Annotated in this window: 28 protein-coding genes; 9 read left to right on the top strand and 19 right to left on the bottom strand. The window is 50.9% G+C overall.

Annotated elements, in window-relative coordinates; all coding sequences use genetic code 11:
* Positions 1-26: 26 nt before the first annotated feature.
* The 4 genes from lepB to VMT62_14790 all read left to right on the top strand — a co-directional run bounded on the left by lepB (position 27) and on the right by VMT62_14790 (position 3,956).
* Positions 27-650, top strand: a complete 624-nt coding sequence (gene lepB, locus VMT62_14805) for a signal peptidase I (GenBank protein HVN97697.1) — start codon at positions 27-29, stop codon at positions 648-650.
* A 42-nt stretch (positions 651-692) separates the two neighbouring features.
* A complete protein-coding gene (locus VMT62_14800; GenBank protein ID HVN97696.1) occupies positions 693-2,354 on the top strand; it encodes a tetratricopeptide repeat protein in 1,662 nt (553 codons plus the stop codon).
* 176 nt (positions 2,355-2,530) lie between these two features.
* Positions 2,531-2,914, top strand: coding sequence for a hypothetical protein (locus VMT62_14795; GenBank protein HVN97695.1), 384 nt, complete (start codon positions 2,531-2,533; stop codon positions 2,912-2,914).
* Positions 2,886-3,956, top strand: a complete 1,071-nt coding sequence (locus VMT62_14790; GenBank protein HVN97694.1) for a DUF362 domain-containing protein — start codon at positions 2,886-2,888, stop codon at positions 3,954-3,956. The genes VMT62_14795 and VMT62_14790 overlap by 29 nt, the downstream gene beginning before the upstream one ends.
* 96 nt (positions 3,957-4,052) lie before the next feature.
* On the opposite strand, the gene VMT62_14785 is transcribed toward VMT62_14790, so the two are convergent.
* The 10 genes from VMT62_14785 to VMT62_14740 all read right to left on the bottom strand — a co-directional run bounded on the left by VMT62_14785 (position 4,053) and on the right by VMT62_14740 (position 11,934).
* Positions 4,053-4,550, bottom strand: a complete 498-nt coding sequence (locus tag VMT62_14785; GenBank protein ID HVN97693.1) for an Hsp20/alpha crystallin family protein — start codon at positions 4,548-4,550, stop codon at positions 4,053-4,055.
* 29 nt (positions 4,551-4,579) lie between these two features.
* The gene (locus tag VMT62_14780; protein HVN97692.1) at positions 4,580-4,984 is read right to left on the bottom strand and encodes an Hsp20/alpha crystallin family protein; all 405 of its coding nucleotides are present in this window, start codon (positions 4,982-4,984) and stop codon (positions 4,580-4,582) included.
* A 17-nt stretch (positions 4,985-5,001) separates the two neighbouring features.
* Positions 5,002-5,448 carry an Hsp20/alpha crystallin family protein gene (locus VMT62_14775; GenBank protein HVN97691.1) on the bottom strand — a complete coding sequence of 149 codons (447 nt, stop codon included), beginning with the start codon at positions 5,446-5,448 and terminating at the stop codon, positions 5,002-5,004.
* A 365-nt stretch (positions 5,449-5,813) separates the two neighbouring features.
* Positions 5,814-6,065: a DUF3343 domain-containing protein gene (locus VMT62_14770; GenBank protein HVN97690.1), complete on the bottom strand. Its 252-nt coding sequence runs from the start codon at positions 6,063-6,065 to the stop codon at positions 5,814-5,816.
* Entirely contained in the window at positions 6,052-7,191 is a 1,140-nt protein-coding gene (locus tag VMT62_14765; GenBank protein HVN97689.1) for an aminotransferase class V-fold PLP-dependent enzyme, read from the bottom strand. Before VMT62_14765 ends, VMT62_14770 begins: the two co-directional genes overlap by 14 nt.
* Before the next feature lie 29 nt (positions 7,192-7,220).
* Positions 7,221-7,799 (bottom strand): sulfurtransferase-like selenium metabolism protein YedF, encoded by a 579-nt coding sequence (gene yedF / locus VMT62_14760; GenBank protein ID HVN97688.1) that lies wholly within the window; start codon positions 7,797-7,799, stop codon positions 7,221-7,223.
* A 244-nt stretch (positions 7,800-8,043) separates the two neighbouring features.
* On the bottom strand, positions 8,044-9,030 hold the full coding sequence (locus VMT62_14755) for an electron transfer flavoprotein subunit alpha/FixB family protein (GenBank protein ID HVN97687.1): 987 nt from the start codon (positions 9,028-9,030) through the stop codon (positions 8,044-8,046).
* 15 nt (positions 9,031-9,045) lie between these two features.
* Positions 9,046-9,843 carry an electron transfer flavoprotein subunit beta/FixA family protein gene (locus tag VMT62_14750; GenBank protein ID HVN97686.1) on the bottom strand — a complete coding sequence of 266 codons (798 nt, stop codon included), beginning with the start codon at positions 9,841-9,843 and terminating at the stop codon, positions 9,046-9,048.
* A 20-nt stretch (positions 9,844-9,863) separates the two neighbouring features.
* On the bottom strand, positions 9,864-10,646 hold the full coding sequence (locus VMT62_14745) for an enoyl-CoA hydratase-related protein (protein ID HVN97685.1): 783 nt from the start codon (positions 10,644-10,646) through the stop codon (positions 9,864-9,866).
* A 4-nt stretch (positions 10,647-10,650) separates the two neighbouring features.
* Entirely contained in the window at positions 10,651-11,934 is a 1,284-nt protein-coding gene (locus tag VMT62_14740; protein ID HVN97684.1) for an acetyl-CoA C-acetyltransferase, read from the bottom strand.
* A 255-nt stretch (positions 11,935-12,189) separates the two neighbouring features.
* Here VMT62_14740 and VMT62_14735 point away from each other — a divergent pair, with 255 nt between their 5' ends.
* The gene (locus tag VMT62_14735; protein HVN97683.1) at positions 12,190-13,305 is read left to right on the top strand and encodes a DegT/DnrJ/EryC1/StrS family aminotransferase; all 1,116 of its coding nucleotides are present in this window, start codon (positions 12,190-12,192) and stop codon (positions 13,303-13,305) included.
* Between the two features lie 18 nt (positions 13,306-13,323).
* Complete coding sequence (locus VMT62_14730; GenBank protein HVN97682.1) at positions 13,324-14,694, top strand: MATE family efflux transporter; 1,371 nt, start codon at positions 13,324-13,326, stop codon at positions 14,692-14,694.
* A gap of 140 nt (positions 14,695-14,834) precedes the next feature.
* Here the strand turns inward: VMT62_14730 and VMT62_14725 are convergent, their stop codons facing one another.
* Positions 14,835-15,767: a hypothetical protein gene (locus VMT62_14725; GenBank protein HVN97681.1), complete on the bottom strand. Its 933-nt coding sequence runs from the start codon at positions 15,765-15,767 to the stop codon at positions 14,835-14,837.
* Here VMT62_14725 and VMT62_14720 point away from each other — a divergent pair.
* Positions 15,766-16,014, top strand: coding sequence for a hypothetical protein (locus VMT62_14720; protein ID HVN97680.1), 249 nt, complete (start codon positions 15,766-15,768; stop codon positions 16,012-16,014). The genes VMT62_14725 and VMT62_14720 overlap by 2 nt on opposite strands.
* On the opposite strand, the gene VMT62_14715 is transcribed toward VMT62_14720, so the two are convergent.
* From VMT62_14715 to VMT62_14680, 8 genes are all read right to left on the bottom strand, one after another.
* On the bottom strand, positions 15,987-16,322 hold the full coding sequence (locus VMT62_14715) for a hypothetical protein (protein ID HVN97679.1): 336 nt from the start codon (positions 16,320-16,322) through the stop codon (positions 15,987-15,989). The two genes, VMT62_14720 and VMT62_14715, sit on opposite strands and share 28 nt — an antisense overlap.
* Positions 16,323-16,356: 34 nt before the next feature.
* The gene (locus tag VMT62_14710; GenBank protein ID HVN97678.1) at positions 16,357-18,810 is read right to left on the bottom strand and encodes a pitrilysin family protein; all 2,454 of its coding nucleotides are present in this window, start codon (positions 18,808-18,810) and stop codon (positions 16,357-16,359) included.
* Positions 18,811-18,896: 86 nt separating this feature from the next.
* Positions 18,897-20,213, bottom strand: coding sequence for a M20/M25/M40 family metallo-hydrolase (locus tag VMT62_14705; protein ID HVN97677.1), 1,317 nt, complete (start codon positions 20,211-20,213; stop codon positions 18,897-18,899).
* Positions 20,203-21,612 (bottom strand): diguanylate cyclase, encoded by a 1,410-nt coding sequence (locus tag VMT62_14700; protein ID HVN97676.1) that lies wholly within the window; start codon positions 21,610-21,612, stop codon positions 20,203-20,205. Before VMT62_14700 ends, VMT62_14705 begins: the two co-directional genes overlap by 11 nt.
* A 47-nt stretch (positions 21,613-21,659) precedes the next feature.
* Complete coding sequence (locus VMT62_14695) at positions 21,660-21,878, bottom strand: NifU family protein (protein ID HVN97675.1); 219 nt, start codon at positions 21,876-21,878, stop codon at positions 21,660-21,662.
* 90 nt (positions 21,879-21,968) lie between these two features.
* The gene (locus VMT62_14690; protein ID HVN97674.1) at positions 21,969-22,418 is read right to left on the bottom strand and encodes an Hsp20/alpha crystallin family protein; all 450 of its coding nucleotides are present in this window, start codon (positions 22,416-22,418) and stop codon (positions 21,969-21,971) included.
* A gap of 34 nt (positions 22,419-22,452) precedes the next feature.
* Complete coding sequence (locus VMT62_14685) at positions 22,453-22,713, bottom strand: hypothetical protein (protein ID HVN97673.1); 261 nt, start codon at positions 22,711-22,713, stop codon at positions 22,453-22,455.
* Positions 22,714-22,910: 197 nt separating this feature from the next.
* Entirely contained in the window at positions 22,911-23,192 is a 282-nt protein-coding gene (locus VMT62_14680) for a hypothetical protein (GenBank protein HVN97672.1), read from the bottom strand.
* 163 nt (positions 23,193-23,355) lie between these two features.
* On the opposite strand from VMT62_14680, the gene VMT62_14675 reads away from it, so the two are divergent.
* Positions 23,356-23,790 carry a peptide chain release factor-like protein gene (locus VMT62_14675; GenBank protein ID HVN97671.1) on the top strand — a complete coding sequence of 145 codons (435 nt, stop codon included), beginning with the start codon at positions 23,356-23,358 and terminating at the stop codon, positions 23,788-23,790.
* A 66-nt stretch (positions 23,791-23,856) separates the two neighbouring features.
* Positions 23,857-24,185 (top strand): adenylate/guanylate cyclase domain-containing protein (locus VMT62_14670; GenBank protein HVN97670.1); only part of this gene is annotated, 329 nt, incomplete at its 3' end.

Genomic DNA, 24,185 nt, shown 5'->3' with positions numbered 1-24,185 from the left:
AAAGACCAAGAAGAAGAGGAACGGAAATGCAAAAGACAAAGAGCACGACGAGAGAATGGATCGAGTCGCTACTTATCGCGGCGCTGATTGCACTATTTGTAAGAAGCTTCATTATTCAGGCGTATAAGATCCCCTCGGGATCAATGGAGCCGACCCTTCTTGTGGGCGATCATTTGCTGGTAAACCGGTTAAGCTATGTGGTGAAGGTACCGTACTTCGATAACGTTTTGTTTACGCTCGGCCAGCCCAAACGCGGTGATGTGATCGTCTTCCGGTATCCCGAGAATACAAACATAGATTTCATCAAGAGGGTGATAGCAACGGAGGGCGAGACTGTAGAGGTGAGGGATAAGGTCGTATACATCAACGGACAGAAGATGTCTGACCCGTGGGGACATTTTCGCGATACTCCGCCTATTCCGCGGGAGTTCGCGCCGAAAGACAATTATGGTCCCTACAGGGTACCCAAGGATGCCTACTTTGCAATGGGCGACAACCGCGACAACAGCGCAGACAGCCGATTCTGGGGGCCCGTGAGAAAAGAGAACCTTGTCGGCAGGGCCCTTGTCATCTACTTTTCCTGGAATAGTGACACTAAGGATCCTTTTGAGTACATCCGCTGGTCGAGATTCGGGCGGTTGATCAGGTGACGGATGGATATTCAGGGCTGTTCCATGATAACATGTTCGCCGATGAGAAGAATCATTTTCTTATTGTTCATACTCATTGCGCCTCTGTCCCTCTATGGCAGCGATTATTCTGCGTCGATTACGGCCTACCTCGAGGGATATCGAAGCGAAGCAAAAGGGGATTTGGACGAGGCCCTGACGCATTACAAGGAGGCATTAAGGCTCAACCCGGAGTCCTCCGAGATTCGGACCGATATGGCCTTTCTCCATATAAAGAAGGGCGAACCGGATAAAGCAGAAGAGCTGCTTGAACAGGCACTTAAGCTTAATCCTTCTAATCGCAGCTCGCTCATGCTTCTCGCCGGGATCTATTCCTCGAAGGGCTTAACCTACAAAGCCAAGCCTCTTTATGAAAAATGCATCGAGCTCAACAAAGAAGATACGGAAGCATACATGTATCTCGGCGCCCTATACGCCTCAGAAAAAAAGTATGCCGATGCAGCGGGCATATATGAGAAGATACTTGCCTATGATGACGAGAATATCCTCGCGCTTTACTATGTGGGAAGGCTGAGCGCCGAATTGAAAGACAATGAGAAGGCCAAGAAGTACCTTCTCAAAGTGCTTGAGTTAAGACCAAATTTTGAGGCTGCCCTTCTTGATATGGGTGTGCTCTATGAAATCGAAGGCAATTATGACAAAGCCCTCGGGTACTACAGGAACCTTCTGGCTGTGGACCCGGCAAACAAGCAGGCCAGGTCACGGATTGCCGACATATTTATCAAACAGAAGGAGTACGATAAGGCGATTCACGCCTTTCAAGAACTCTCGGACATGGATCGGGAAAACGTGTCCATTCGCGTGAGGATCGGGCTTCTCTACCTGGAAGAAGAGCGATTCGATGACGCGATCAACGAGTTTTCTCTGATCCTTGCCGCGAAACCCGATAACAATCCCGTGCGCCTTTACCTGGCTATGTCCTGGAAGGAGAAAGGCGACCAAAAGAAGGCGCTCGAAGAATTCCTCAAAATTGACCCTAAATCGGAGGAATTTGTCACCGCTCTGAAGCAGGCAACCTTCATTTATATCAGATCGGGTTCGATAGACGAGGGCATCGCCACACTTCAGAGGTACTTGCCCGATTCCAGGCAAAAGAATGAAGTCTATATCCTTCTTTCCATGCTTTACGAAGAAAAGATGGATTATACCAAGGGTATAGAAGCACTGCAGGAAACTCTTAAAATGGATCCGAAGAACGTTGACGCCCTTTACCAGATGGGAATGCTCTACGAAAGAAAGGGCGACTCTGAAAAAGCGTTTGCCGTCATGGAAGACGTGCTAAAGACAGACTCGGAATACACGAATGCCCTCAATTTCATAGGCTACTCGTTGGCGGAGAAAGGGATCAAACTGGACGAAGCCGAGACCATGATCAAAAAGGCTTTGGCAAAAAGACCCGACGACGGGTATATACTGGACAGCCTCGGATGGGTGCATTACAAAAAGGGCAATTACCATGAGGCTCTCGGTGAGATTTTACGGGCCAATCAGCTCCTGCCGGACGATCCCACGATTGCCGAACATGTGGGCGACGTCTACAGAGCCATGAACGAATATAATCATGCCCTCACGTACTACAAGAAATCGGTAGACCTCGAAAAGGACGAAAACAAGAAAAAGCTCGTTCAGGAAAAGATAAAAGCGATCACCGAGATAAAACGGTGAAGCGGGCCCTAGCCTTCCGCCTTCTCCTTATTTTCCTTACTGTCTTTCTACACGGATGCGCCTTGTTTCAAAGCAGGACGGCACACATCCTCTGGCCTTCTACCATCGATTACATGGATGCAGTGTGCGAACTTACGGTCTCCTCCAGAGATTTTCGGTATTCAGGTGAAATGTCTTTGAAACTTGACTATCCCCAAACGTTTAAGGCGGAGGTTTACGGGCCCTTCGGGGACACCATCGTGTCCATCGCCAAACAGGATGGTCAGTTTTCCATGAAGACAGGCACTGAGGACGTGCAGGACGAAGAACGGTTTTGGGATATGTTTCACATATCTGTTGATGATTTTATTAATGATATTACCTTACGGGGGAACATGCAGCAAGACAGCACAGGGACATCGTTCATCCAGAGGACCTACTACAGGGTTCTCTACGAGCTTGACCGCCCGGAACCCACAATTCGTTGGATAAGCACTCAAGGTAATATCGTGATCAAGTTTTTGGAAGCCAACTTTGAGAAGGGGCGATCGGTTGGAAACCGTAGCAATAACCCCATGTGATTCTTACGATGATATAGAAGCGCTCAAGGGGATTCTAAACGCAAGTTTTCAAGAAATAGGATGGGATCCCCACGACGCTCGCGTACTTCTTAAACCAAATCTTTTGTCTGCCAAAACGCCGGAGAAAGCCGTTACCACCCATCCAGCGATTGTACGGGCAATCGCCGAATTGTTGAAAGATCATCTTTGCCATGTCTTTGTAGGCGACAGTCCCGGCTATGGATCGCAGGCTAAGGTGCTTGGTTCTTCAGGAGTTATGAATGTAATTAGATATCTTGGATTAGGTATTGCTGCATTCAACAATAATATTATTAAAGAATCATTAAATGGCATCTCTCCATATAGGAGGTTTCTGTTCGGCCAGGACCCTCAAGACTTTGACATGGTGGTCAACCTCCCTAAGCTTAAAACCCACACCATGATGGGGCTTACCCTGGGCGTGAAAAACACCTTCGGCTTCATCCATGCTTATGAGAAAGCCAAATGGCATCTCAGGGCAGGTCAGGACAGGGCTCTTTTTGCCTCAATCCTTATAGATATCCACCGACTAGTGAAACCTTCTATAACCGTTCTCGACGGCATTCTCGGTATGGACGGGGACGGTCCTTCGAGCGGCAGGCCGAGAAAGCTCGGAATGCTTGCTATGAGTAAAGACGCGTTTGCCCTGGACGAATCGATCGAGAACATACTCCCGCTTACTTATCCCACACCCACCACCTATCTCGCGAGGACCCACAATCTGATACCTGATTACCGGATTACCGGCCAGGCGCCTGCTTTGCGTGACTTTAAGATGCCGAAGACCATGAACACGGACTTTAACCTGCCCACACTCGCACGGCGGGTCTTAAAAGACATCTTCCTTAAGAAACCCAGGCTAGACAGTAAACTCTGCAAGGCCTGCATGATCTGTGTCCGGGTCTGTCCGGCCCATGCGCTCTTAACAAGGCCTGATGCAAAGGAACCGATCTTCGACTATCACCGGTGCATACGCTGCTACTGCTGTCAGGAAATGTGCCCCGAGGGCGCAGTTAAGGTATAAGAAACCGGCTGTTCGTGTGCCCGGCTTGTTTCGGGCTTGACTCAGAGACAGCCGGTTTGCCGACGTTACCGCCGGGGGCTCATACACCCCGCTTTCTTATAGTGCCTTGATGGGAATCCTCTTAGTCTCTTTAACCGCTTTGTCCGTCTTCGGGAGCACGATGGTCAGTACACCTTTGTTGTAGGTTGCTTCCACCTTGTCCGTATTTACCTCTATGGGCAAAGGTATGGTTCTGCTAAACGAACCGTAAGCCCGCTCCATCCTGTGATAGTCTTTGCCTTTTTCTTCTTTCTCCTCTTTCTTTTCGCCCCTAATAGTGAGAGAATCCTTGGTGAGAGAAAGGTCAATATCCTTTTCTTCAATGCCGGGAATCTCAGCTGAAACTCTGATCTCTTTGTCGGCGTCCACCACGTCGATCTTCGGTTGGAAGATACCGGAGAATCTCGCTATGGGCTCTGACTCCTCAACTCCTAAAAAGTTATCAAGAAGCTTATCCATCTCATTTCTCAATGCGAGAAACGGGTTCCAATCTTCCAAACGGGCCGGTACGGTCTTACCGGCTTTACCGCTTTGAGTAATAGCCCTTGCTGCCATGATAACACCTCCGTTGATCTTTGTTGTCCTTATGCAGCGGCTTTTACCGGGATTTTCTTTGTCTTTGCCGCTTCTGCCTTGGGCAGCGTGATTTTCAATACTCCGTTAGTCACCACGGCCTCTATCTTGCCTTTGTCAATATCACCGGAAAGCGTGAATGTTCTTTGGTAGTCACCGAGATTGTACTCCGCCCTGACCAGCCTCAAATCCCCGGGCACTTCCCAGTCTACCCTCCCATATATGCTTAAAACGTTGTTCTCAAGGGTAAGATCGATGGAACCTTCGTCTATTCCTGGCATGTCAGCAATGACTACGATGTCACTCTTTCGTTCTATGATGTCAACGTCCGGATTGAATACCCTCACCGCACGTGTCCGCTCGACCTTTTCTAACCCCTCGGATTCACTCTTTTGTACCTTGTCTTTCTCGGCCATATGCCACCTCCTCCGATTTACGCCGACTTTACATTGATCTTCTTGGGTTTTTCTGCCTCGGCCCTGGGGAGCCTGATTGTGAGCACGCCTTTGGAAAACCGCGCCTCGACTTTGTCGCCCTCAACAGTAAAGGGAAGTTCCAATGTTTTGGTGAACTGACCGTACCAGCGTTCCCTGCGATGATACGACTCGCCCTCTTTGGATTCCTCAGGTTCGCGTGACCCCCGTAAAGACAATGTCTTTCCCGTGACCGATATCTCCATGGTCTTTGCGTCAATACCGGGTATTTCCGTGGTCACGACGGCCAAGTCTTCCCCCGCCCAGATATTAACCGCCGGGAATTCACCGCTTGAAGGCGATGCGTATCTGGACAGGATCCGGTTCATCTCGTTTTCGATCCTTCGAAACTCAAACCACGGATCAAGACCTTGACCAAATGTTCCAAAACCTTCTGTCCACAACATAGCGTAACACCTCCTTTCCAACTATCTTTTCTTCAATCCTTACAAAAGAATATTTTCACTATGTGTCGTTTTGTCAAGCAGGAGACAGCTCTCACCCAACGGTTATAGGGGCATATCAACTGCCGGCACGAGTGGGGAGATACTCACGACGCCACCTCGCAGAGTACGTGTCAAAAGGAACATAAGCGTCGTTTACGGTTACGATCTTGTCGACCCATTTTCGGAGATCAAGTTCCTTGAGCAGGACGTGAACCGTCATACCTCGACGAGGTACAGCCTTTCAAGGAAGAACCGGCCGTCGCTAAGGCGAGGAAACCCTGAACGCGGCAAAAAGCCTTATCTCTACTTCCATGTCATCAGATTTGCTAAGATGGAGTGATGTCCACATAGGTGTTTCCATCAAAGAAGAAACACTTATGGATTTCAATACCTTTCATAGACTCCTTGACATCATTCACGTCACCGCCAAGCTGTATACACATGCCGCAGTCGGAACTCAAATTCCTCGGAACGGGCACGAGCTCATATGTCTTTCCTTGTTTTTTGAGAATCTTCTCCACCCTGAGCACGTCGTGGATTGTGTGGAATAAGAGGAAATATGTGTTACGCCCTACCAATGCGTCTTACTACCTCCAGAAAAAATTCGATCTCTTGATCAGACGTAAAATACCCGGGCGACACTCTTACGGTCCCGTGAGGGAAAGTGCCGATTGTCCTGTGCGTCATAGGCGCGCACTGGAGCCCGACCCGGGCAAAAATCTGCTCCTTATTCAGGATATAACCGATCTCTGATGGCAGATAATTGGCCACATTGAAGGAGACTGCGGGGGAAAAAGAGACCGAGGTAGCATCTTTTGGCCCGTAGAGGATAACCGATTCGATTTCAGAGAGTCCTTTTACGATCATTTCACGGAGATTGCTCTCCCTCTCAATAATCCTGCCAGGTCCGGTCTTCTCTATGAACGTGAGGCCTCCTAACAGTGAGGCTATGCCAGGCGTGTTGGGAGTGCCGCTCTCATATCGATCAGGCAGTACCAGGGGCTGCTCGATGGATTCGGATTTGCTGCCCGTCCCGCCGAACCTGAGCGGGGTCAGGTCAAACGGTCTTTTCATGTAGAGAGCGCCCATGCCCTGAATCGCAAAGAGCGACTTATGACAGGAAAAACAGAGTATATCGATGCCGTCTTTCTCCACATCGATGGGGTGGCAGCCGATAGTCTGACAGGCGTCGACGATAAGAGGCACGTCTCCTATTGCCGCCCTTACCTCTTGCACCGGCTGTACTGTCCCTACAACGTTTGATCCGTGAATGAGAATGACCGCCCTGGTGTTGCTCTTGATGAGCGATTTCATGTGATCCACGTCGAGAATGCCCTCTGGAGAACACCTGGCCATGGACACCTCCACCCGGCGTTCTTTTTCGAGGAAGCTAAGCGGTCGCATGACCGAGTTGTGCTCCATGGAGGTGGTAACCACGTGGTCGCCTTGCCTCAGAAGACCCAGGATGGCCAGGTTGAGCGACTCGGTGCCATTGTGTGTGAATATGAGTCGCTCTGAACTGTCCCCCCCGATGAAATGTGTCAGCTTTTCTCTTGCCTCAAAAATGATACGCGCCGCGTCGAGCGACAGTGCATGTCCGCTCCGCCCTGGGTTGCCCCCCACATGCTGTACGAAATTGTCAAGTGCAGTAATAGTCTCCTGGGGTTTGGGAAAAGACGTGGCAGCATTGTCAAGGTAAACCATTGAAAACTCCGTTTTGGGTGTCTAAACTCTTACGGTCTGATCACCTTTGTTGCTTCGGTGAACGAGGAAAGGATCTCAAACATATTGCTTATGCGCCCTACCGCAATTCTGTCTTTCAGTTTGAAAAAATCGAGACAGGTGCCGCACGAGAGGATTTCGGCACCCGCACATTCTATTTCCTTTAAGGTCTCTATATAATCCGATTCCTGCGATACCATTCTGACACCCGTATTGATGAAGATAATCCTCCAGGGCATATTTTTCAATTCCTTGATTGTCTTGAGAAATGCCCGCATAAGAATCCTGCCCAGTTCGTCGTTTCCTCTGCCCATAGTATCGCCGTCAACGTAAACAAGTAGTTTCTCTGCCTTCTCACCGGAAGCATCTTCAAGGGCTCGCTCCAACACACCCCTTATCCGGTACCTCTCGTTCTCTTGAGTGGTGGAAGTAGAATAACCCCTTGATATGAGAAATCGCTTCACGTTTTCACTGGAGGTCGTATTGTCGACGACTACTTCGATTTCCCGAGGAGCTTTGGTTTCCAGCGCCCTCTTGGTTTCGATAACAGGCATGGGGCAGACCATGCCGGTGAGATCCAAATATTCCATGTATCTATTTTAGAAAAAAATCTACTTGAGAGCAAATGAATTCTGTATATATGCCTTCTGCACTCATCGCGCCAGCCGGTGATGAATACGGAAGGGCTTTTCGTCCGGACCGTAAACTCAGCACGCACGGTTTTATCAAAACTCTGCCCGCATCTTAGGCCCGCGGCGTTCTACTCCCTCTTACAGGCAAACAAAACGGGGAGCGTACTCAACGCTCCCCGTCTAACCGTCCGCGTAATCGATGCTATCTGCTCAATTTTGTTTTGAAGACCTCAATGAGCCTGGGAACGAGTTGTTTGTAATCGCCCACAATGCCAAAGGAGGCGGCCTTGAAGATCGGCGCATCGGGATCCTTGTTGATGGCCACGATACAATCGGAGGTTCTCATGCCCGCCAGGTGCTGGATGGCGCCGGAAATGCCACAGGCTATATAAATTTTCGGCTTTACCGTCTTGCCGGTCTGTCCCACCTGGTGCTCATAGGGTATCCAGCCTGAGTCCACGGCCGCGCGCGAGGCGCCGAGGGCTCCGCCAAGTACATCGGCAAACTCTTTCAGGACCCTGAAACCTTCCTCACCGCCCGTGCCGCGACCACCGGATACTATGATGTCGGCCTCGACAAGGTTGACCGTGGTCAAAGCCTTGATGAATTCAGTGACCTTGGTGTTCAGATCAGCCTCTGCAAGCGAGAAGGATTCCTTGACCACTTCCCCACTCTTTGAGGCGTCCTTCTCCGGCATGGGGAAGGCTTTGGGTCTCACGGTAGCGATCTGAGGCTGTGCCTTCTCGTTCACCACCGTTATGGTGAAGTTGCCGCCGAACCCTGCCCTGGTCATCTTCAGTTTGCCACCGTCCGCCGCGAGATCGATGCTGTCCGTGCACAGGCCAAAACCGAGGTTCGCCGCGGTTGCCGCCGCCACATCCACTCCCTGGCTCGTGTTCCTGAACAGGGCTGCTTCCGGTTTATGTTTCCCGAGAAGGAACGTAGCTGCTTTCGCGTATGCTTCTCCTCTGAATCCCTTAAAGACTTCACCCTCGACCGCAAAGACTTTGGATGCACCATAGGCAAATGCCTCTTTTGCCAGATCATCTACTTTATCTCCGATAACGAAGGCGCAGACGTTGGAACCGAGACCATCCGCAAGCTTTTTGCCGATGCCGAGAAGTTCAAAGGCCATCGGTGATACGCCCCCGTCTTTATGTTCTATGTATACCCAAACATCGTTAGCCATTATTCTCCCTCCTCGCTATTTTATAACTTTCAAGTCTATAAGTTTGTCGGTAAGCGTATTGACAACTTCTTCCAGTTCGCCCTTCAGGATTTCTCCGGCGCCCCGAGGCGGCGGTACGGCGATCTCAACGACCTTTGTGGAAGAACCGGCAGCGCCCACCTTGGCCGCGTCTACTCCGAGATCACCACCGTTCCATTTCGGAATCTCGACCTTCGACGCCTTCCGGATGCCCATGAGGTTCGGGAGTCTCGGCTCGTTGATGCCCTTCACAACAGACACTACCGCTGGCAGCTTTGCTTCTACCACTTCGCTGCCCCCTTCAATGGCCCTCTCAACAATAATTTTCTTTGCCGCTGCATCAATCTGACGCACTTTCGAGACATAGGTTAGCTGGCTGAAACCCAGGATCGCCGCCAGTTCGGCGCCCACGACTCCCGTATTGCCGTCCGTGGACTGTTTTCCGCAGAAGACGAGATCCACATCGCCAACCTTCTTGAGTGCGGCGGCAAGCACGGACGCGGTGGCAAACGTATCAGATCCGGCAAAAGCGGGATCGGTCAGCTGATACACCGAATCCACCGTCAAGGCCAGGGCGTTCCTTAGCACATCGGCCGCTTTATCAGGGCCCATGGTTATCGCCACAATCTCTCCGTCATAGTTCTCTTTAGTAAGTAGCGCCTCTTCCAGAGCAAATTCATCAAACGGGTTCGTAATCGAATCCATACCTCCTCTGGCCAGCGCTCCCTGGGGAATATCCCATTTAACTTCCGCCTCAGTGTCAGGAACCTGCTTTAAACAAACCGCTATCTTCACAGCGTCCTCCTTGGACAGTATTACTCACCCGTAAAGGTGGCTTTTCTTTTTTCTACGAAGGCCGACATGCCTTCTTTTTGGTCCTTGCTGGCAAAGCACATGCCAAAATCTTCCGCTTCCAGTGCGAGTCCCTGCTTGCTCGAAAGCGATTGACTTTTGTTGATACATTCTTTAGCGAGCTTGATTCCGAAGGGGCCATTGTTTTTGATCTTCTCTGCGAGAGCCATGACTTCACTCATGAGCTGATCGTGAGGGAGAACCCGGTTAATGAGCCCTAACTCAAGAGCCTCTTGAGCCGTGATAGTCTTGCCGGTAAATATCAGTTCTTTGGCTCGGGCGAGTCCTACCACCTTGGCTGTCCTTTGCGTCCCGCCGAAACCGGGATGGATGCCGAGCGTGGTTTCCGGAAAACCGACCTTGGCCTTGTCGGATGCATAGATAAAGTCGCAGGCAAGGGCGAGTTCAAAACCACCGCCCAGGGCGAAACCGTTTACCGCCGCTATAACCGGTTTTTCCATATTCTCGAGGGTATTCATGGCCTCGTGGCCGCGTGCCGAAAAAGCCATGCCCTCAAGGGCCGTCATGTCCTTCATTTCTACGATGTCCGCCCCTGCAACAAAAGCCTTGTCCCCTTCCCCTGTGACGATAACCACCCTCACATCCTTATTTGCACCCAGGGCCTCCCCGGCATGTTTGATTTCAGTCAGTGTCTCTGAGTTGAGCGCGTTAAGCGCCTTTGGCCTGGCGATCTTCAGAATGCCTATGCCCTCTTTGACTTCAACGATAACGTTCTTGTACTCCATGATTCTATGCCTCTCTTTCGAGGACCGCTGCGAGTCCCATACCGCCCCCGATACACATGGACACGAGGCCGTAGCGCAAATTGAGTCTCTGCATCTGATACAGCGCAGTAGTAACAAGGCGGGCGCCTGTGCATCCGATCGGATGCCCGAGAGAAATGCCGCCGCCGAACATATTACATTTATCCGTATTTACGCCGAGCTCCTTTATGCACGCGAGTGACTGGGAAGCAAATGCTTCGTTGAGCTCGATAAGATCGATTTTATCAATGGTGAGATTGGCTTTGTTCAAGGCTTTCTTGATGGCCGGTATAGGGCCTAACCCCATAAAGGCCGGGTCCAGGCCGCCGTTAGCCCAGGAGATGATCTTGCCCATGGGTTTGATGCTGAGTTCCTTGGCCTTGTCTTTGGACATAAGGACCACGGCAGATGCCGCGTCGTTGAGACCGGAAGCGTTGCCGGCGGTAACGGTTCCGTCTTTCTTAAACGCAGTGGCAAGCGCCCCCATCTTTTCGAGGGTCGTATCCATCGGTCTTTCATCGGTATCGAAAACAACGGGATCGCCCTTCTTCTGCGGAATCTTCACCGGTACGATCTCAGCCTTAAACAGACCTTCCTTGATGGCCTTGCGCGCCCTCTGATGGCTCACAAGACCGAACGTATCCTGCTCCACCCGGGAAATCCCGTACTTCGCAGCGATATTCTCGGCCGTAAGGCCCATATGGTAGCCGTAAAAGATCTCCCAGATTCCATCGAGGACCATGAGGTCTATGGCCTTGGTATCGAACATCCTCGCACCGAATCTCAAAGACGGCAATGCAAACGGCGCCTGGCTCATGTTCTCCATACCGCCTGCCACGACCACGTCGTTATCGCCCACCATGATCGATTGCATGCCGCTGATTATGGCCCTCAGTCCCGAGGAGCAGACCTTGTTGATGGTGTACGCCGCAGTCTCCTTAGGGACGCCACCCTCAATGCTCGCCTGCCTGCCCGAGTTCTGGCCAAGACCCGCCTGGAGCACATTTCCCATGACTACTTCGTCAATAACCACCTCTTTCAAACTGCTGTCATAATCATAATGTTTTGCTTCGAGCTCCGTGTCGGTTTTGCCTTGAAAGACCGCAGGGGCAAACTCTTTGTCCTTGTTTTTCGAAGGCCGTATGCCTGCCCTCTTGATGGCCTCTTTAATGGCTATTCCGCCGAGCTTGACCACGGGCACATCCTTAAGAGACTGGCCGAATTGACCAATCGCCGTTCTTGCACATGACACGATGACTGCCTCTTTCATAAGGGATCTCCTTTCATTTGAAAAAACTTTCACAATCTTTTATCGTAATTGTGATTCTTTGTCAACGATTTTAGCATAATTCAAGACTTTTTGCACCCCCTTGCCCTGGCCGGTTCCAAGGTTTTTTATCCCGGTGATTTTTCGATGGATTCCGTCTCTTTTATTCCGAATGAACCCTTGAGATGTTGCGCCCAGATGTGCTAACATAGCCCTAAATTCCATCGGAACAGATCAAATCCCGGAAAGGAAATGGATATGATGAACATACCCCCTATCAACCTCAAGGCCCAATTCAAGGGTCTCAGGAAAGAAATCATGACCGGCATCAGGCAGATACTTGACGAGCAGCGCCTCATTCTCGGACCTTTCTGCGCCAAACTGGAACAACAGATCTCGACCTACGCGGGTGTGGCGCATGCGATTTCCTGCGCCAACGGCACGGATGCTCTCATCCTCGCACTCATGGCTCTTGATATCAAGGCGGGTGACGAGGTCATCACCACACCGTATACATTCTTTTCCACAGCAAGTTCCATCGCAATACTGGGCGGTACACCCGTATTCGTCGACATCGATGAGGCCACCATGAACATAGACCCAACCCGCATTGAAAAGGCCATCACTTCCCGCACAAAGACTATCACCGTAGTCCATCTCTTCGGTCAGGTCTGCGACATGCAGCGGATCGGTGAGATTGCTCGAAATCATGGACTCGCCCTTGTCGAGGATTGCGCCCAGTCCCTGGGTGCCAGAAAGAATGGTGTCATGTCAGGGGCTTTTGGCGATGTGGCCGCCTCGAGCTTCTACCCCACAAAGAACCTGGGCGGCATCGGTGAGGGGGGTGTGGTCTACACCAGGCGGGCAGACATCGGCGAAAAGGTAAGAAAACTCCGCGTCCACGGCATGGGAGATCAGTATTACCACGAGATGATTGGGCTCAACAGCCGTCTCGACGAGATCAAGGCATGCGCCCTCACGGTCAAATTCCCACACCTCGAGTCATGGAACACGAGGCGCAGGGCTAATGCGGCCTACTACAGCAAACAATTCAAGAAACTGCCGCTTTTGCTCCCGGTTAACGCCACCGATACAACCGATACGTCGCACATCTTTCATCACTACGTCATACGCACTCCAAAGCGCGACGAACTGCAAGTCTTCCTCAAAGAACGTGGCATCATATGCGGGGTCTATTATCCTCTTCCGCTCCACTTACAGCCATGTTTCTCCTACCTCGGATACAGAGAAGGTGATTTTCCCGTGGCCGAGCTGACCGCAAAGACCTCTCTCGCCCTGCCTGTGTATCCCGAATTGAAGAATAGTGAGCGGGCATATGTGGCTAAATGTGTCAGGGAGTTCTTCCGCTCCTGATCGTCTATCTGTGGCTTGATGCGCGATGCCACAGATATCTTTACGGGGAAATCCATGCATAACGTGTCGAAGCTTGTCGACAAGAGCGTGTCAAAAACAATCATCGGTATGGCTGTGCCCATGCTCGCCGGTACGTTTGCCCTGACTACGTACCAGCTTACCAATGCGTGGTTTGTCTCCAGGCTCGGTACCGAGGCGCTCGCCGCGATTTCCTTTACCTTCCCGGTGGTCATGCTCCTCGTGTTCCTCATCCGCGGATTAGGCAGCGGAGCCATGCCACTTGTGGCGCACGCGATAGGCGAAAGAGATCACAAGAAGGCCGCACAACTCACCACACAGACCTTGCTCCTCGGCGTGCCCTTTGCTGCGCTGATTACGGCGGTGGGCATTTTTACGATCGGGCCCGTCTTTTCGCGCCTCGGGGCCTCCGGAGAGGTGCTCAAGCTCGTGGCCCGGTACATGAAGATATGGTACTCAGGCACGATCATCACGGTGTTTCAGATGGTCATGGCCGACCTCATAGTGAGCACGGGCAATACAAAGGCCGTCAGTCTTCTCATGGTGAGCAGTACGGTGCTCAATGCGTTTCTGGACATGGTACTCATTTTCGGGATGTTCGGCATGCCGCGCATGGGTATAGCGGGCGCGGCGCTTGCCACGATACTCTCGCAGGCAACGGCCCTGATCATTGCGTGCTACATCCTGGCGAAGAAACTCAAGCTCGTGGACTGGAGCGCTTTAACGGGTCACGCGCTTTTCGCGTCCTGGGGAAAGATTCTCCGGTTCGGTATCCCCGGCGCCCTGGGTATGATAATGAGCCCCGTCTCGGCGACCGTAATGACCAAGCTCGCGGCCGGCTACGGCACTGCGGCCGTTGCGGCCATGGGGGTTGCGGGCAGAATCGAGATATTCGGCTACATGATACCGGCGACCGTGGGTATACCGCTCGTTCCGTTTATCGCCCAGAATTACGGGGCGCGCCGGATGGACAGAATTAAAAAGGCGAGAAAAGGAACAATGACATTCGCAATCCTTTACGGCATCTTCCTCGGCCTTGTGCTTATCATCTTCGCGAGACCCATAGCGGGGATCTTTTCAACCGATGCGGCCGTCATAGGGGCCATCTGTTCATACATTTACATTACGAGTTTGGGATACGGGATGACCGAGGTCCACCGTTACTCCGGGTTTACCATGACAGGTACTCACAAACCTTTGCGGGCCTCTGCCCTCAACATCATACGGGTTGTGGCCCTGCTCATACCCCTCACCATAGCAGGGAGCGTTCTCTTTGGGCTTAAGGGCGTTTTCTGGGGACGACTCGCGACCGACATATTGGCGGGGTTGATTGGCATATACTGGTCGGGCAAGATTCTATCGGCCACGTAACGGTCGCCCGCTACCCTCTCACGTCCTGCTCCACCCCTCTTTTGAGGGCGCCTTGTTATTGATACTTTACATAAGCCGCGAGACAGGCTTAACCGCCAGAAATGAGACTTTAGGATTGAATGCGGCTAAAATCATGTGTCTTAGCTCCTGTATGCCGCCATTCTCTTTCGCCCGGCGTAGTAACGAAGCGGAATAACGATGCCAAAAAAAGGGATCATGTACATCGCCGCAACCAGAGGCTCTACGGGACCGAAGAACTCCGATGAAAAGACAATCACGAGCACGTTGTTGAGGTTGCCGAGCATAACCGCTCCGGCCAACTGGTCTTCCACCGACCCATTACGAAAAAACAGGATACCAACCACACAGTAAATTGCGGCCAGTGCTGAGGCCACCACCGTTGCCATAACGATTACAGACGGTTCTCTTTTGAAGAAAGGCGCATACCGGTAAAAGACCCCGAGGTTGATCATGGCAAAAAGAATAAGCGAGACGGGAAACTGTATTCTCAGGATCGGCCCTATAATCTTGGGCGCCAGGTATCGGATGATTTCAACAACGGCGATGGGAACAAAGATCACCGTGGCCAGGGTGCGCAGCATGGATAAAAAGGAAATAGCCGCTTCTTTTGCCAGGATTATCTTAATGAGAGCCGGCAAGGTAAAAGGCGCGAGCGCCGACGTGATCACCACGACAAGCAGAACAAGCGCACTATTGCCCTCAACCATGTTTGAAATCATGGGGGCCACAACCCCGGCGGAAACACCCGTCAACAAGAGGGCCGAAAGGGCATAACTCGGGGCAACATAGTAGAAGAGTAAATAAAGGATCACCGGCAGTATGGTCAGTTTCACGAGTGCGATCGCGAGAATCCGTACGGCGTGGTTCTTAAGCATCCTCCAGACGGACTTAAGGTCGATCGACAGGTAGCTGAGAAAGAAATTTATCATCAGGGAATAAAAAGGAAGAGTACTGAACCGTAAGCCGAAATCGGGAAAAATGATACCCAGGGTCATAGAACACATGACCACGAGAACCAGTATAATATCGCGGAGACGAAGGGAGGATTGCATGGATATGAAATATCAGAGAACGGTCATCTTATCAACACGTTTCATGGTTTTGCGTACCGTTTTGGCTTCTTCATCAGACGTGCGGCAGAGCTCCTGGCGGCTTGTCAGCACGCTCTGTTCGTGTGCCAGGTGCCCCCTGCAGGTACTCGCTGAGAGAGGCGATGCGGCCGTCGATGAGCACCGTGGGTTCATTGTGGCCTGCTTCTACTTCTCTCTCGGTCAGAACGCCTCCCCGGTTATTCCCTGACTCTCTGCCAACAGAACGCCGCGTATCGCTAAGGCCGATAACCCCTCGATAACCTCGTCGCTTTCCATCCTCATACCGCACGCGCCGCCAACGAGAAGTACCTGCCGGTATACCCTGTTGTTCTCCGTATCCGTATAGAGAAATCCCTTGTGACCTCTTAAACCGAGAAACAGCCCATGGATGTTTGATCGAACGGTAATGAAGTATTCCCTGCGGTTCTCGGTGACCCGATAGGTATGTGTCCCATCGGACGGATCAACCCCTTCGGATACAAGGGGATTCTCTTGTCTGGTTATGCTGATATGCACGGATGCGACTCTCCTTGAGGCCAAGGCATACTCCTTATTTCTTACCCACGGTCACTTCAACTAACTTGTCTCGGGTAAGATACGTTCGGGCCACACGGTTCACATCGTCTTTAGTGACCTTCTCGATGCGTGAAGGATATCCCTTGAAGAAGCCCGGTTTCATACCGTACATCGTATCGAAGCACATATTCGTGGCCATAGCCCCGTTTGACTGCATTCTAATATAATGGTTACCGATGAGATAGCTCTTACCATCTTCGATTTCCTTGTCGCTAAACCCGTTCCGAATGATGTTTCCAATCTCTTCCTCCGAGAGACGCTCCACGTCTTTCACGTGATCCGGATCGGTGCCTATATAGATACCCATGGCCGATACTTCGTATGCCTGCTGGTTGAAGAAGGTTACGGCGTATGCGTAAGGATTTTCCTCGCGCAGTACCCTGTGGATACGCCCGCCCATGCCTGAGAGGGTTGCGTCGAGCACTTCCACGGCGTAGCGGTCCTCGTCGATCAAGCCCGGGCCGGGAAAACCGAGAACCACGTGGGTCTGCATGATCTGTCTTTGAAGGGCCGCCCTTTGAGCGGACGCGCTATGACGGAGCTCTACTATCGTATTCGTTTCTCCCTTCCAATCTGTGAAATACTCTTCAACAAACCGGAAGAGCTCTTTCTTATCGAGATCGCCCGATACGGCCATGACCGCGTGTGATGGCGTGACAAACCGTTTGTAGAAAATGTTCAGTTCCTCGATCGTGACCCCCTCAACGTCGTTTTCCGCGCCCATGGGATCTTTGCTGTATGGATGGCCTTTATAAAACGCTTCGTTAAAACGAGTAAACGTGTACGCCACCGGGTCGTCGTCTCTCTGGCGAATCTCCGATAACGCTTCTTCCTTAACTTTGGTCAGCTCTTCCTGCCTCAAAACTGTTTCCGTGAGGATTTCTTTCACGAGAAGCATGACTTTGTCCGCATCTTTACTCAGAAACTTACCCGAGAGCCCGAAGAGATTCCTCCCGTTGTAAGGGCTTATGTCCCCGGCGAGAAAATCGATCTCAGCCGCGATGGCCGAGGCGTCCTTTTTGGCGGTGTCTTTGAGAAGCATTCTGGAGAGCAGGTTAAATATGCCATTCTTACCCGGAGGCTCCTCCTTGAGCCCGCCGACGAAGCCGATCCGGAAAGAAAAGCTCGGCGCAGCCTCATTTCTATTAACCACGCATTTAAGGCCGTTTCTTAACTCGAGCGCATGAGGGTTGCCTTCCTGTTTGGGTTTGAGCAAAACGATGCTGCGGTTCTTCTGCAGGAGGTAGTTCTCAAAAACCTTTTTTACATCGGCCTGGCTCACTCGATCTATGCGGTTTAAGAACTTATCGAGAAAATGGGCGTCGCCTGTTACGGTTTGAAAATTGCCGATCTGTCTGGCCTTACCCTGGACCGTTTCCTCGGAATAGACATACGATGCTCTGAGCATATTTTTCGCCTTTTCAAGCTCCCAGTCGGTGACGTGACCGGTCTTAATCTTCTCCAGTTCGTTATCGATCTCCCGTACGATCGGATCGTACTCTCCATCCTTGAATGTGGCATAGATGACGAGCAGTCCGCTCTCCCTGGGGCTGAATATATAGGTCGCTGTATTGGTGAGGATGCCCTTTTCTCGCTTGAGCGACTTATTGAGGCGTGAACTCTCGCCATCTCCGAGTATGGTGCCCAGCACCTCTATGGCTGCTGTGTCTTCGTGGCTTATGGAGGGGATGCGATATGAAAGAGCAAGATAACGCTCTCTCACGTCTTTTTCGATCACGCTCACGCGCGCGCCCTCTTGCGCAATCATGGTCTCAGTGAGAGAGAACCCGTGAGAGGCCCTTCTCTCGGTCCTTCCCAGCGTCCTTCCGATGATGGCCCTGGCACTCTCTTCATTAAAATCACCGACCACAACCACGGTCATGTTATCCGGTGTATAATGTTTCTTATAGTAACGGAGAATGGTCGGCCTGGTTATGCCCTCTACAGTGCCGGTGAACCCGATAATCGGCCTGCCATAGGGATGGCCCTTATAACTGACGGAGAATAATTCGTTAAAGAGTTTTCTCTGTGGATCGTCCTCGCCCATCTTGATCTCTTCGAGCACAACATTTCTCTCTTTCTCGATCTCTTCCTGTGGGAAGGCAGGGTTCATTACGGATTCAATGAGAAGACCCACGCCGTCTTCAAAGGCTTTGGCCGGGACAGTGATGTGATAGACCGTGTTGTCATATGACGTGAAGGCGTTCACCGCCCCTCCGAGAGATTCGATGCGCGCGGCAAAGGCATTTCCCTTCAGTTTCTTCGTTCCCTTGAAGATAAGGTGCTCGATAAAGTGGGTGATACCGGCAATCTTCTGATCTTCATATTTGCTGCCTACCTTCACCCAAACCTGGGCCGCTACAACCCCCGTATTCCTGCGTCGCTCAAGAATCGTTTCTAATCCGTTGTCAAAAAAGTTGATATTCATTGCACTTTAGGTCCTCGTTGACAAAAATGTACCCAACCGGAATGCAACCGATGATGAAAAGAGGCGAGAAAAAAGAAGATGCATTCTTACGGGGCATCCTGCGAGCCCAGGAATTTGACTATTTCATAGACCCCGCTTAAGCCCCTGTGAATGTTTTCTACCGAAATTCTTTCGTTCTTTCCATGCATTCGAAGGATCTCATCATCTGAAAGAGTAACAGGGAAAAATCCGTAGGCCGTTATACCCAGATCCCTGAAGTATCTCAAATCTGTTGCCCCCGTGGTAATATAAGGCAAAACCGCCAGGTCGTATCTTTCCGTGGTTTTTATAACCGCGCTCATGCCTCTGAAATATCGGTTGTCGTAACCCGAAGGTGTGGGCTCGCTGATCGACTCGTCCTCACGAACCACTCGTACATCCCTTCCGGCTAGCTTTTCTATCTTCCTGAAGAAACTTTCACGCTTCTGTATTGGCAAGAGTCTCGCATCGAAGTGTGCGGAAGATTGCGTCGGTATGACGTTAATCCTCTCGCCCCCTTTAAGTATCGTGGGCGTAACGGTGTTCTTAAGCTGGGCGTTGTAAAGAGGGACCGCTTCGAGCGCCTCTCTGAACCTTTTGTTCTTCAACGCTTCTTCGATACTTTTGAAGGTATACCCTTTCTTTTTTTCGCCTTTAAAAATGCCATGGAGGTAAGCCGATGAAACAGCCGTGGGCCTGATGGGCCACTCGTAGGAAATGATCCGCGCACAAGCCTTGATAATCTTCTCGTTAGCGCTATCTTTGTGAGGGACCGAACCGTGTCCACCTGTGCCCGTTGCCTTTAGCGCGAACCGGCTGAGCTTCTTCTCGGCCACCGAAACCTGGGCATGGGAAAAGCCCTGGCTCTCTTTGATAAAACCGCCTTCGCTCAACACAAAAGAGGCATTTCTGAGTTGAGGTACCTTCTTTAGCATATACTCGACCCCGTATTTTCCTCCCACCTCTTCATCACAGGTTGCAAGGAAGATTATATCCCTTTGCGGGGTCACGCCGCATTTACCATACTCGATAAAAGCGAGCAACTGGCAGACGGCCTGCGTCTTCATATCGATGGCGCCCCGTCCATAGACAAAACCATCCACGAGTTCCCCTCCGAAAGGATCGTGCTCCCACTCGTCTAGGCTCGCAGGCACCACGTCTATATGGCTCAAGAGTATGACGGGCTTACCCTTTCTTTTTCCCTCGATCCTCGCCATAATGTTGGCCCTGCCTGAAGAGGGCGAAAAAACTGTCGAGCCGATACCTTCTTTCTTGAGAATCGCCTCAAGAAAGAGCACCGCCTCTTCTTCATTGCCCGGCGGATTGGTCGTGTTGATCCGCAGGAATTGTCGCGTCAGTTGCACGATGTCGTGGTCATGGTTCATAGCAGATTCTGTTTTTACCTCCCGCTTTGGCTTTGTAGAGATTATCGTCGGCCGTTTTAATAAGCTCGTGCGCGCTTTTTCCATCTTCATAGGCGGCAATCCCTAAACTCACCGTAAGCCGTACGTCGCTTCCGGATGAGGAGAACGTTTCGGCTTCTATTGCCTTTCTCAGCCTCTCGCCCGCTACCAGCGCCTTTTCCACGTCTGTTTCCGGCAGGATCACGATGAATTCCTCTCCCCCGTATCTTCCCACCACATCAATCGTTCGGAGATTCTTGGCTATGAGTTGTGAAATCCTTTTCAAAACGTGATCGCCCGCGAGGTGGCCGTAAGAATCATTGATCTGTTTGAAGTTGTCCACGTCCAGCAGGATCATAGAGAACGACCCGCTATACCTTTTGGCCCTGTCTATTTCGGATTCGAGTTTTCCCATGGCATAGGCATGATTGAAGACCCCGGTCAGCCCGTCCCGCACGGAAAGTACCCTGATCTCTCTGAATAGACGAATCTTTTCGAGAGTCAGCGCGATGTGGGAACAGAACCTCTCGAAGATGAGTTCTTCCTGGACGTCGAAGGGCGTATCCCTGAATAACCCGGCGTATCCATATACATCCTTTGCGGTAGAGAGCTTTGTCACCACAGTGAACTGGTCTCCCGCTTGAGCATCGGGTGGTCTTTCCGTCTCATTCCTGGAACGGGATCTACGGTCATGAAGCCCTTGAGCTTCAGGGAACTCTCTCTGCAGAACCGAGGTGATGAAGCGGAGTTTTTCCCTGTATTCATTGGGATGAGGATACACCTGTATATCGAATGCACCGTCTTCAGCCAGAAGCACGCCAAAATATTCGAACTGCAAAAACGATTTTAGCAGGGATGAGACGTTTCGAAGCATATAAGAAGGGTCTTCCGTCTCCCCTATCATGTGTTGAAGGGTTTTTAGGAAATCGAGTTCCAGCAGGTTCGTCTTCTCTCTCTTGTACCTTTCCTCCACCTCGATGCTCAACTGCCTGGTTTTGATCGATTCCAGGTAATGGTCCATGGCGTTATTGACCGTATAATAGAGTTCTTCGAGGCTGGCAAACGGTTTGGTGAGCAGCGCATACGCACCGCCTCGTAACGAGTCAATCCTTTTCGATTCATCGGCGTACCCCGTCATCATAATAACGGGGATTCGTTGATCAATCTTCTTTATGCTTTTGAGCACCTCGTTGCCGGGAACACGGGGCATGAATATGTCGAGGAGGATGGCGTGAGGCTCTTTCTCCTTCAACATCTTTTCCAGGTCGGGCACGTGTTCGTATGCAAAGACCGTGAGCCCTGCCTGATTCAGATACTCTGACAGAACATTTCTCAGTGATTCATCGTCATCTATAACAATGAGCCGTTTTTCGCTATTCATTTTAGAGATCTAAGATATAGGTCCGTCTCGTCGCCCCGATGCCCGCCTTATACGGCAACGACTTCCTTGATATCCGGAATTTCTTGTTTCAGCTGTCTTTCCACGCCCATTTTCAGCGTCATCGCGCTCATGGGACAGCTTCCACAGGCGCCTTGCAGTTTGACCTTTACTATCCCATCAACTACATCAACAAGTTGGATATCCCCGCCATCTCTCTGCAGGAGTGGTCGAATCTTCTCGATAGCGGCCTGCACTTTTTCTTTCATGATCATCCTCCATACGGTTTTTTGAGCTCTTGCAAAAAATTGCGGTAGTTATGCATCTTCTTTGTTCGACGCCCGCACCACTCAGTTGCTTCACTTGACTTCTATCTTCACCTCTTTGGGCATGGTCTTCTGCGACTTAGGTACGGTTATTTCCAGGACCCCGTTCTTATACGTGGCCTTTGCTTTGTCCCCTATAACTTCCGTCGGGAGCTGTACTGTCCTCTGGAAGGTGCCTTGCACACGCTCTTTTCTGAAAAAATCCTCTTCCCTGACTTCCGTTTCTGCCTTGCGCTCGCCCTTGACGGTCAATCTGTCTTCCGTAATGGTAACGGAAAGGTCATTCGGATCCATGGCCGGGATGTCGAGCATCACGATGACGTCCTTTTTTGTTTCGCGGACATCAACAGGCGGTACGAAAGCGCCCTCTTTGAGCGATGGGAACCCGGTCCTTCCAAAAAAGTCCTCAAAAACCTTGTCCATTTCTGCCCTGAGCGTGGGAAAATTTGTCTCCCACAGGGTTTTCCATGGGGTAAGCGGCATAGATGCACCTCCGTTTACTTGATGAGACTATGCTTTAGGGTTTATCCAATACCCTCTTCCAAAAACTGACTATGCCCGATTGGTGAAATACGAGCTGAACAAGTTCCCATCGTTCTGCGCCCATTTCATTAAGCGCTTCCGACAGGTTATCGAGTTGTTCCAGCGTAACGTTGTGAACCTCGCAGGCCCCATCCGGCCTGCAGGCATAGACGACACTGTCCTGAGAATCGACTTCAATACCTCTCTCTTTCAAGTTCTGTGTAGTAAATATCTTTATCTTATATTCAAATTTCATGGACCTCGCCTTACACTGTTTTTGCCATCACTCATTCCGGTACAACAAATAGTAATGCACGAATGAAAGTTTTTAAACCCCTTCTATCAGACTTGTCAGGTCATATTAGACCTTCTTCGTCGTTTACAGCGAGAAATCTGCACTGCGGCATAGTCAGTGTAACCATGCAGAATTGGTGCAGATACACGTTAGGCATCTCATCTCGGAGGTGCGTTATCGAGCTTTCTTGCCAGCGTTTCATTGGCCTTAAGAATCTCTTGCGGATCCTTGCCGCTTATCTCCCAACTGTAACCTTTAGCGTCCTTCCTGAGCTTTATTTTCGTATCGCCCTTTATGGTCTTCTTAATCTCCTCAAGCTCTTTCTTGTATTGCGTTTCTGCCACGTCCGCTTCCGCCTTCTCACGCACGGGTGTAGTGAGTCCTTTATTGCAGGAAATGAAAGCAATGCATACGACCGCGCAGATAAAGAGGTTTTTCATATGGTCATATTATACCGCTAAGCTCGACCTTTTCAAGTCAATTCTTAGAAGATCGGAGAGGCTTTGCAATGGCCGCGTGAGCCTCATAGCTCAAACCCTCCCGATTAGTACTTTTGAAAATGTGTCGAATGCGTTATGCTAATGCAGAAGTCAAGGGCAACCCATGAAGACGCTTAAATCAGGCATCACTCCCGAGAAAGAAAAAGCTTTGTACGAAAGAATGGCCGCCCTCGGAATAAACGAATCGGACATCTTCGAACAATTTGTCCGCTCAAGCGGTCACGGCGGCCAGAAGGTCAACAAGACCTCCACGTGCGTTTACCTTAAGCACCTGCCCACCGGTATCGAAGTCAAATGCCAGGAAGAACGGTCTCAGGCGTTAAATCGTTTTCTCGCCCGAAGAATTCTCGTAAAAAAGATCGAAAACATGGTCCTCGGCAAGCTCTCTGAGGAACGCCAGCGAGTCGAAAAACTCAAGAGGCAAAAGAGAAAAAGGTCTAAGAGAGCCAAGGAAAAGATGCTCAGGCTTAAACATATCCACTCCGAGAAGAAAAAGAACCGTGTTCTTGGCGTCGATTCATGCGATTATCAGGATTAATTCTGATAATAATCGGACGCACCCCTAAAGCAATCTCACTTTTGGGCGATAATACGTCTATCAGCTATGAGCCTGCAAGAATCTTCGCGCGCAAAACCGTTTAAGAACTTCTTCACCTCTCTCATTGAGGCCCACCCTGACGCGTCCATGCACAGTATTGCCGTGCTTTTTACCGACGTGGTGGGTTCCACCAAATACTTCAAGACTCACGGTGATATCAGAGGGCGCGAGATGCTGCGAAAGCATCACACAATTGCCACTTCTATCGTCGAAGAATATGGAGGATCGCTCATCAAGGAAGTCGGCGACTCTGTTATGGTCTACTTTCCCGAGACGGGCAACGCCCTGAAGGCAGCCATCAAAATGCAGCATTCTTTCGGCGCATACAACAAGGA

It is taken from the genome of Syntrophorhabdaceae bacterium (assembly GCA_035541755.1).
GTDB lineage: Bacteria > Desulfobacterota > Syntrophorhabdia > Syntrophorhabdales > Syntrophorhabdaceae > PNOF01.
Note: the sequence above shows the minus strand (reverse complement) of the source record. Positions and strands in the feature narration are given on the sequence as shown.

Coding starts and splice junctions, on each gene's coding strand:
- VMT62_14730 (HVN97682.1), top strand. CDS start 13,324: ATGCGCGATGCCACAGATATCTTTACGGGGAAATCCATGCATAACGTG.
- VMT62_14685 (HVN97673.1), bottom strand. CDS start 22,713: ATGAAATTTGAATATAAGATAAAGATATTTACTACACAGAACTTGAAA.
- lepB (HVN97697.1), top strand. CDS start 27: ATGCAAAAGACAAAGAGCACGACGAGAGAATGGATCGAGTCGCTACTT.
- VMT62_14680 (HVN97672.1), bottom strand. CDS start 23,192: ATGAAAAACCTCTTTATCTGCGCGGTCGTATGCATTGCTTTCATTTCC.
- VMT62_14725 (HVN97681.1), bottom strand. CDS start 15,767: ATGCAATCCTCCCTTCGTCTCCGCGATATTATACTGGTTCTCGTGGTC.
- VMT62_14675 (HVN97671.1), top strand. CDS start 23,356: ATGAAGACGCTTAAATCAGGCATCACTCCCGAGAAAGAAAAAGCTTTG.
- VMT62_14800 (HVN97696.1), top strand. CDS start 693: ATGAGAAGAATCATTTTCTTATTGTTCATACTCATTGCGCCTCTGTCC.
- VMT62_14765 (HVN97689.1), bottom strand. CDS start 7,191: ATGGTTTACCTTGACAATGCTGCCACGTCTTTTCCCAAACCCCAGGAG.
- VMT62_14735 (HVN97683.1), top strand. CDS start 12,190: ATGATGAACATACCCCCTATCAACCTCAAGGCCCAATTCAAGGGTCTC.
- VMT62_14740 (HVN97684.1), bottom strand. CDS start 11,934: ATGAAAGAGGCAGTCATCGTGTCATGTGCAAGAACGGCGATTGGTCAA.
- VMT62_14720 (HVN97680.1), top strand. CDS start 15,766: ATGGATATGAAATATCAGAGAACGGTCATCTTATCAACACGTTTCATG.
- VMT62_14785 (HVN97693.1), bottom strand. CDS start 4,550: ATGGCAGCAAGGGCTATTACTCAAAGCGGTAAAGCCGGTAAGACCGTA.
- VMT62_14710 (HVN97678.1), bottom strand. CDS start 18,810: ATGAATATCAACTTTTTTGACAACGGATTAGAAACGATTCTTGAGCGA.
- VMT62_14780 (HVN97692.1), bottom strand. CDS start 4,984: ATGGCCGAGAAAGACAAGGTACAAAAGAGTGAATCCGAGGGGTTAGAA.
- VMT62_14705 (HVN97677.1), bottom strand. CDS start 20,213: ATGAACCATGACCACGACATCGTGCAACTGACGCGACAATTCCTGCGG.
- yedF (HVN97688.1), bottom strand. CDS start 7,799: ATGGAATATTTGGATCTCACCGGCATGGTCTGCCCCATGCCTGTTATC.
- VMT62_14700 (HVN97676.1), bottom strand. CDS start 21,612: ATGAATAGCGAAAAACGGCTCATTGTTATAGATGACGATGAATCACTG.
- VMT62_14755 (HVN97687.1), bottom strand. CDS start 9,030: ATGGCTAACGATGTTTGGGTATACATAGAACATAAAGACGGGGGCGTA.
- VMT62_14775 (HVN97691.1), bottom strand. CDS start 5,448: ATGTTGTGGACAGAAGGTTTTGGAACATTTGGTCAAGGTCTTGATCCG.
- VMT62_14695 (HVN97675.1), bottom strand. CDS start 21,878: ATGAAAGAAAAAGTGCAGGCCGCTATCGAGAAGATTCGACCACTCCTG.
- VMT62_14745 (HVN97685.1), bottom strand. CDS start 10,646: ATGGAGTACAAGAACGTTATCGTTGAAGTCAAAGAGGGCATAGGCATT.
- VMT62_14690 (HVN97674.1), bottom strand. CDS start 22,418: ATGCCGCTTACCCCATGGAAAACCCTGTGGGAGACAAATTTTCCCACG.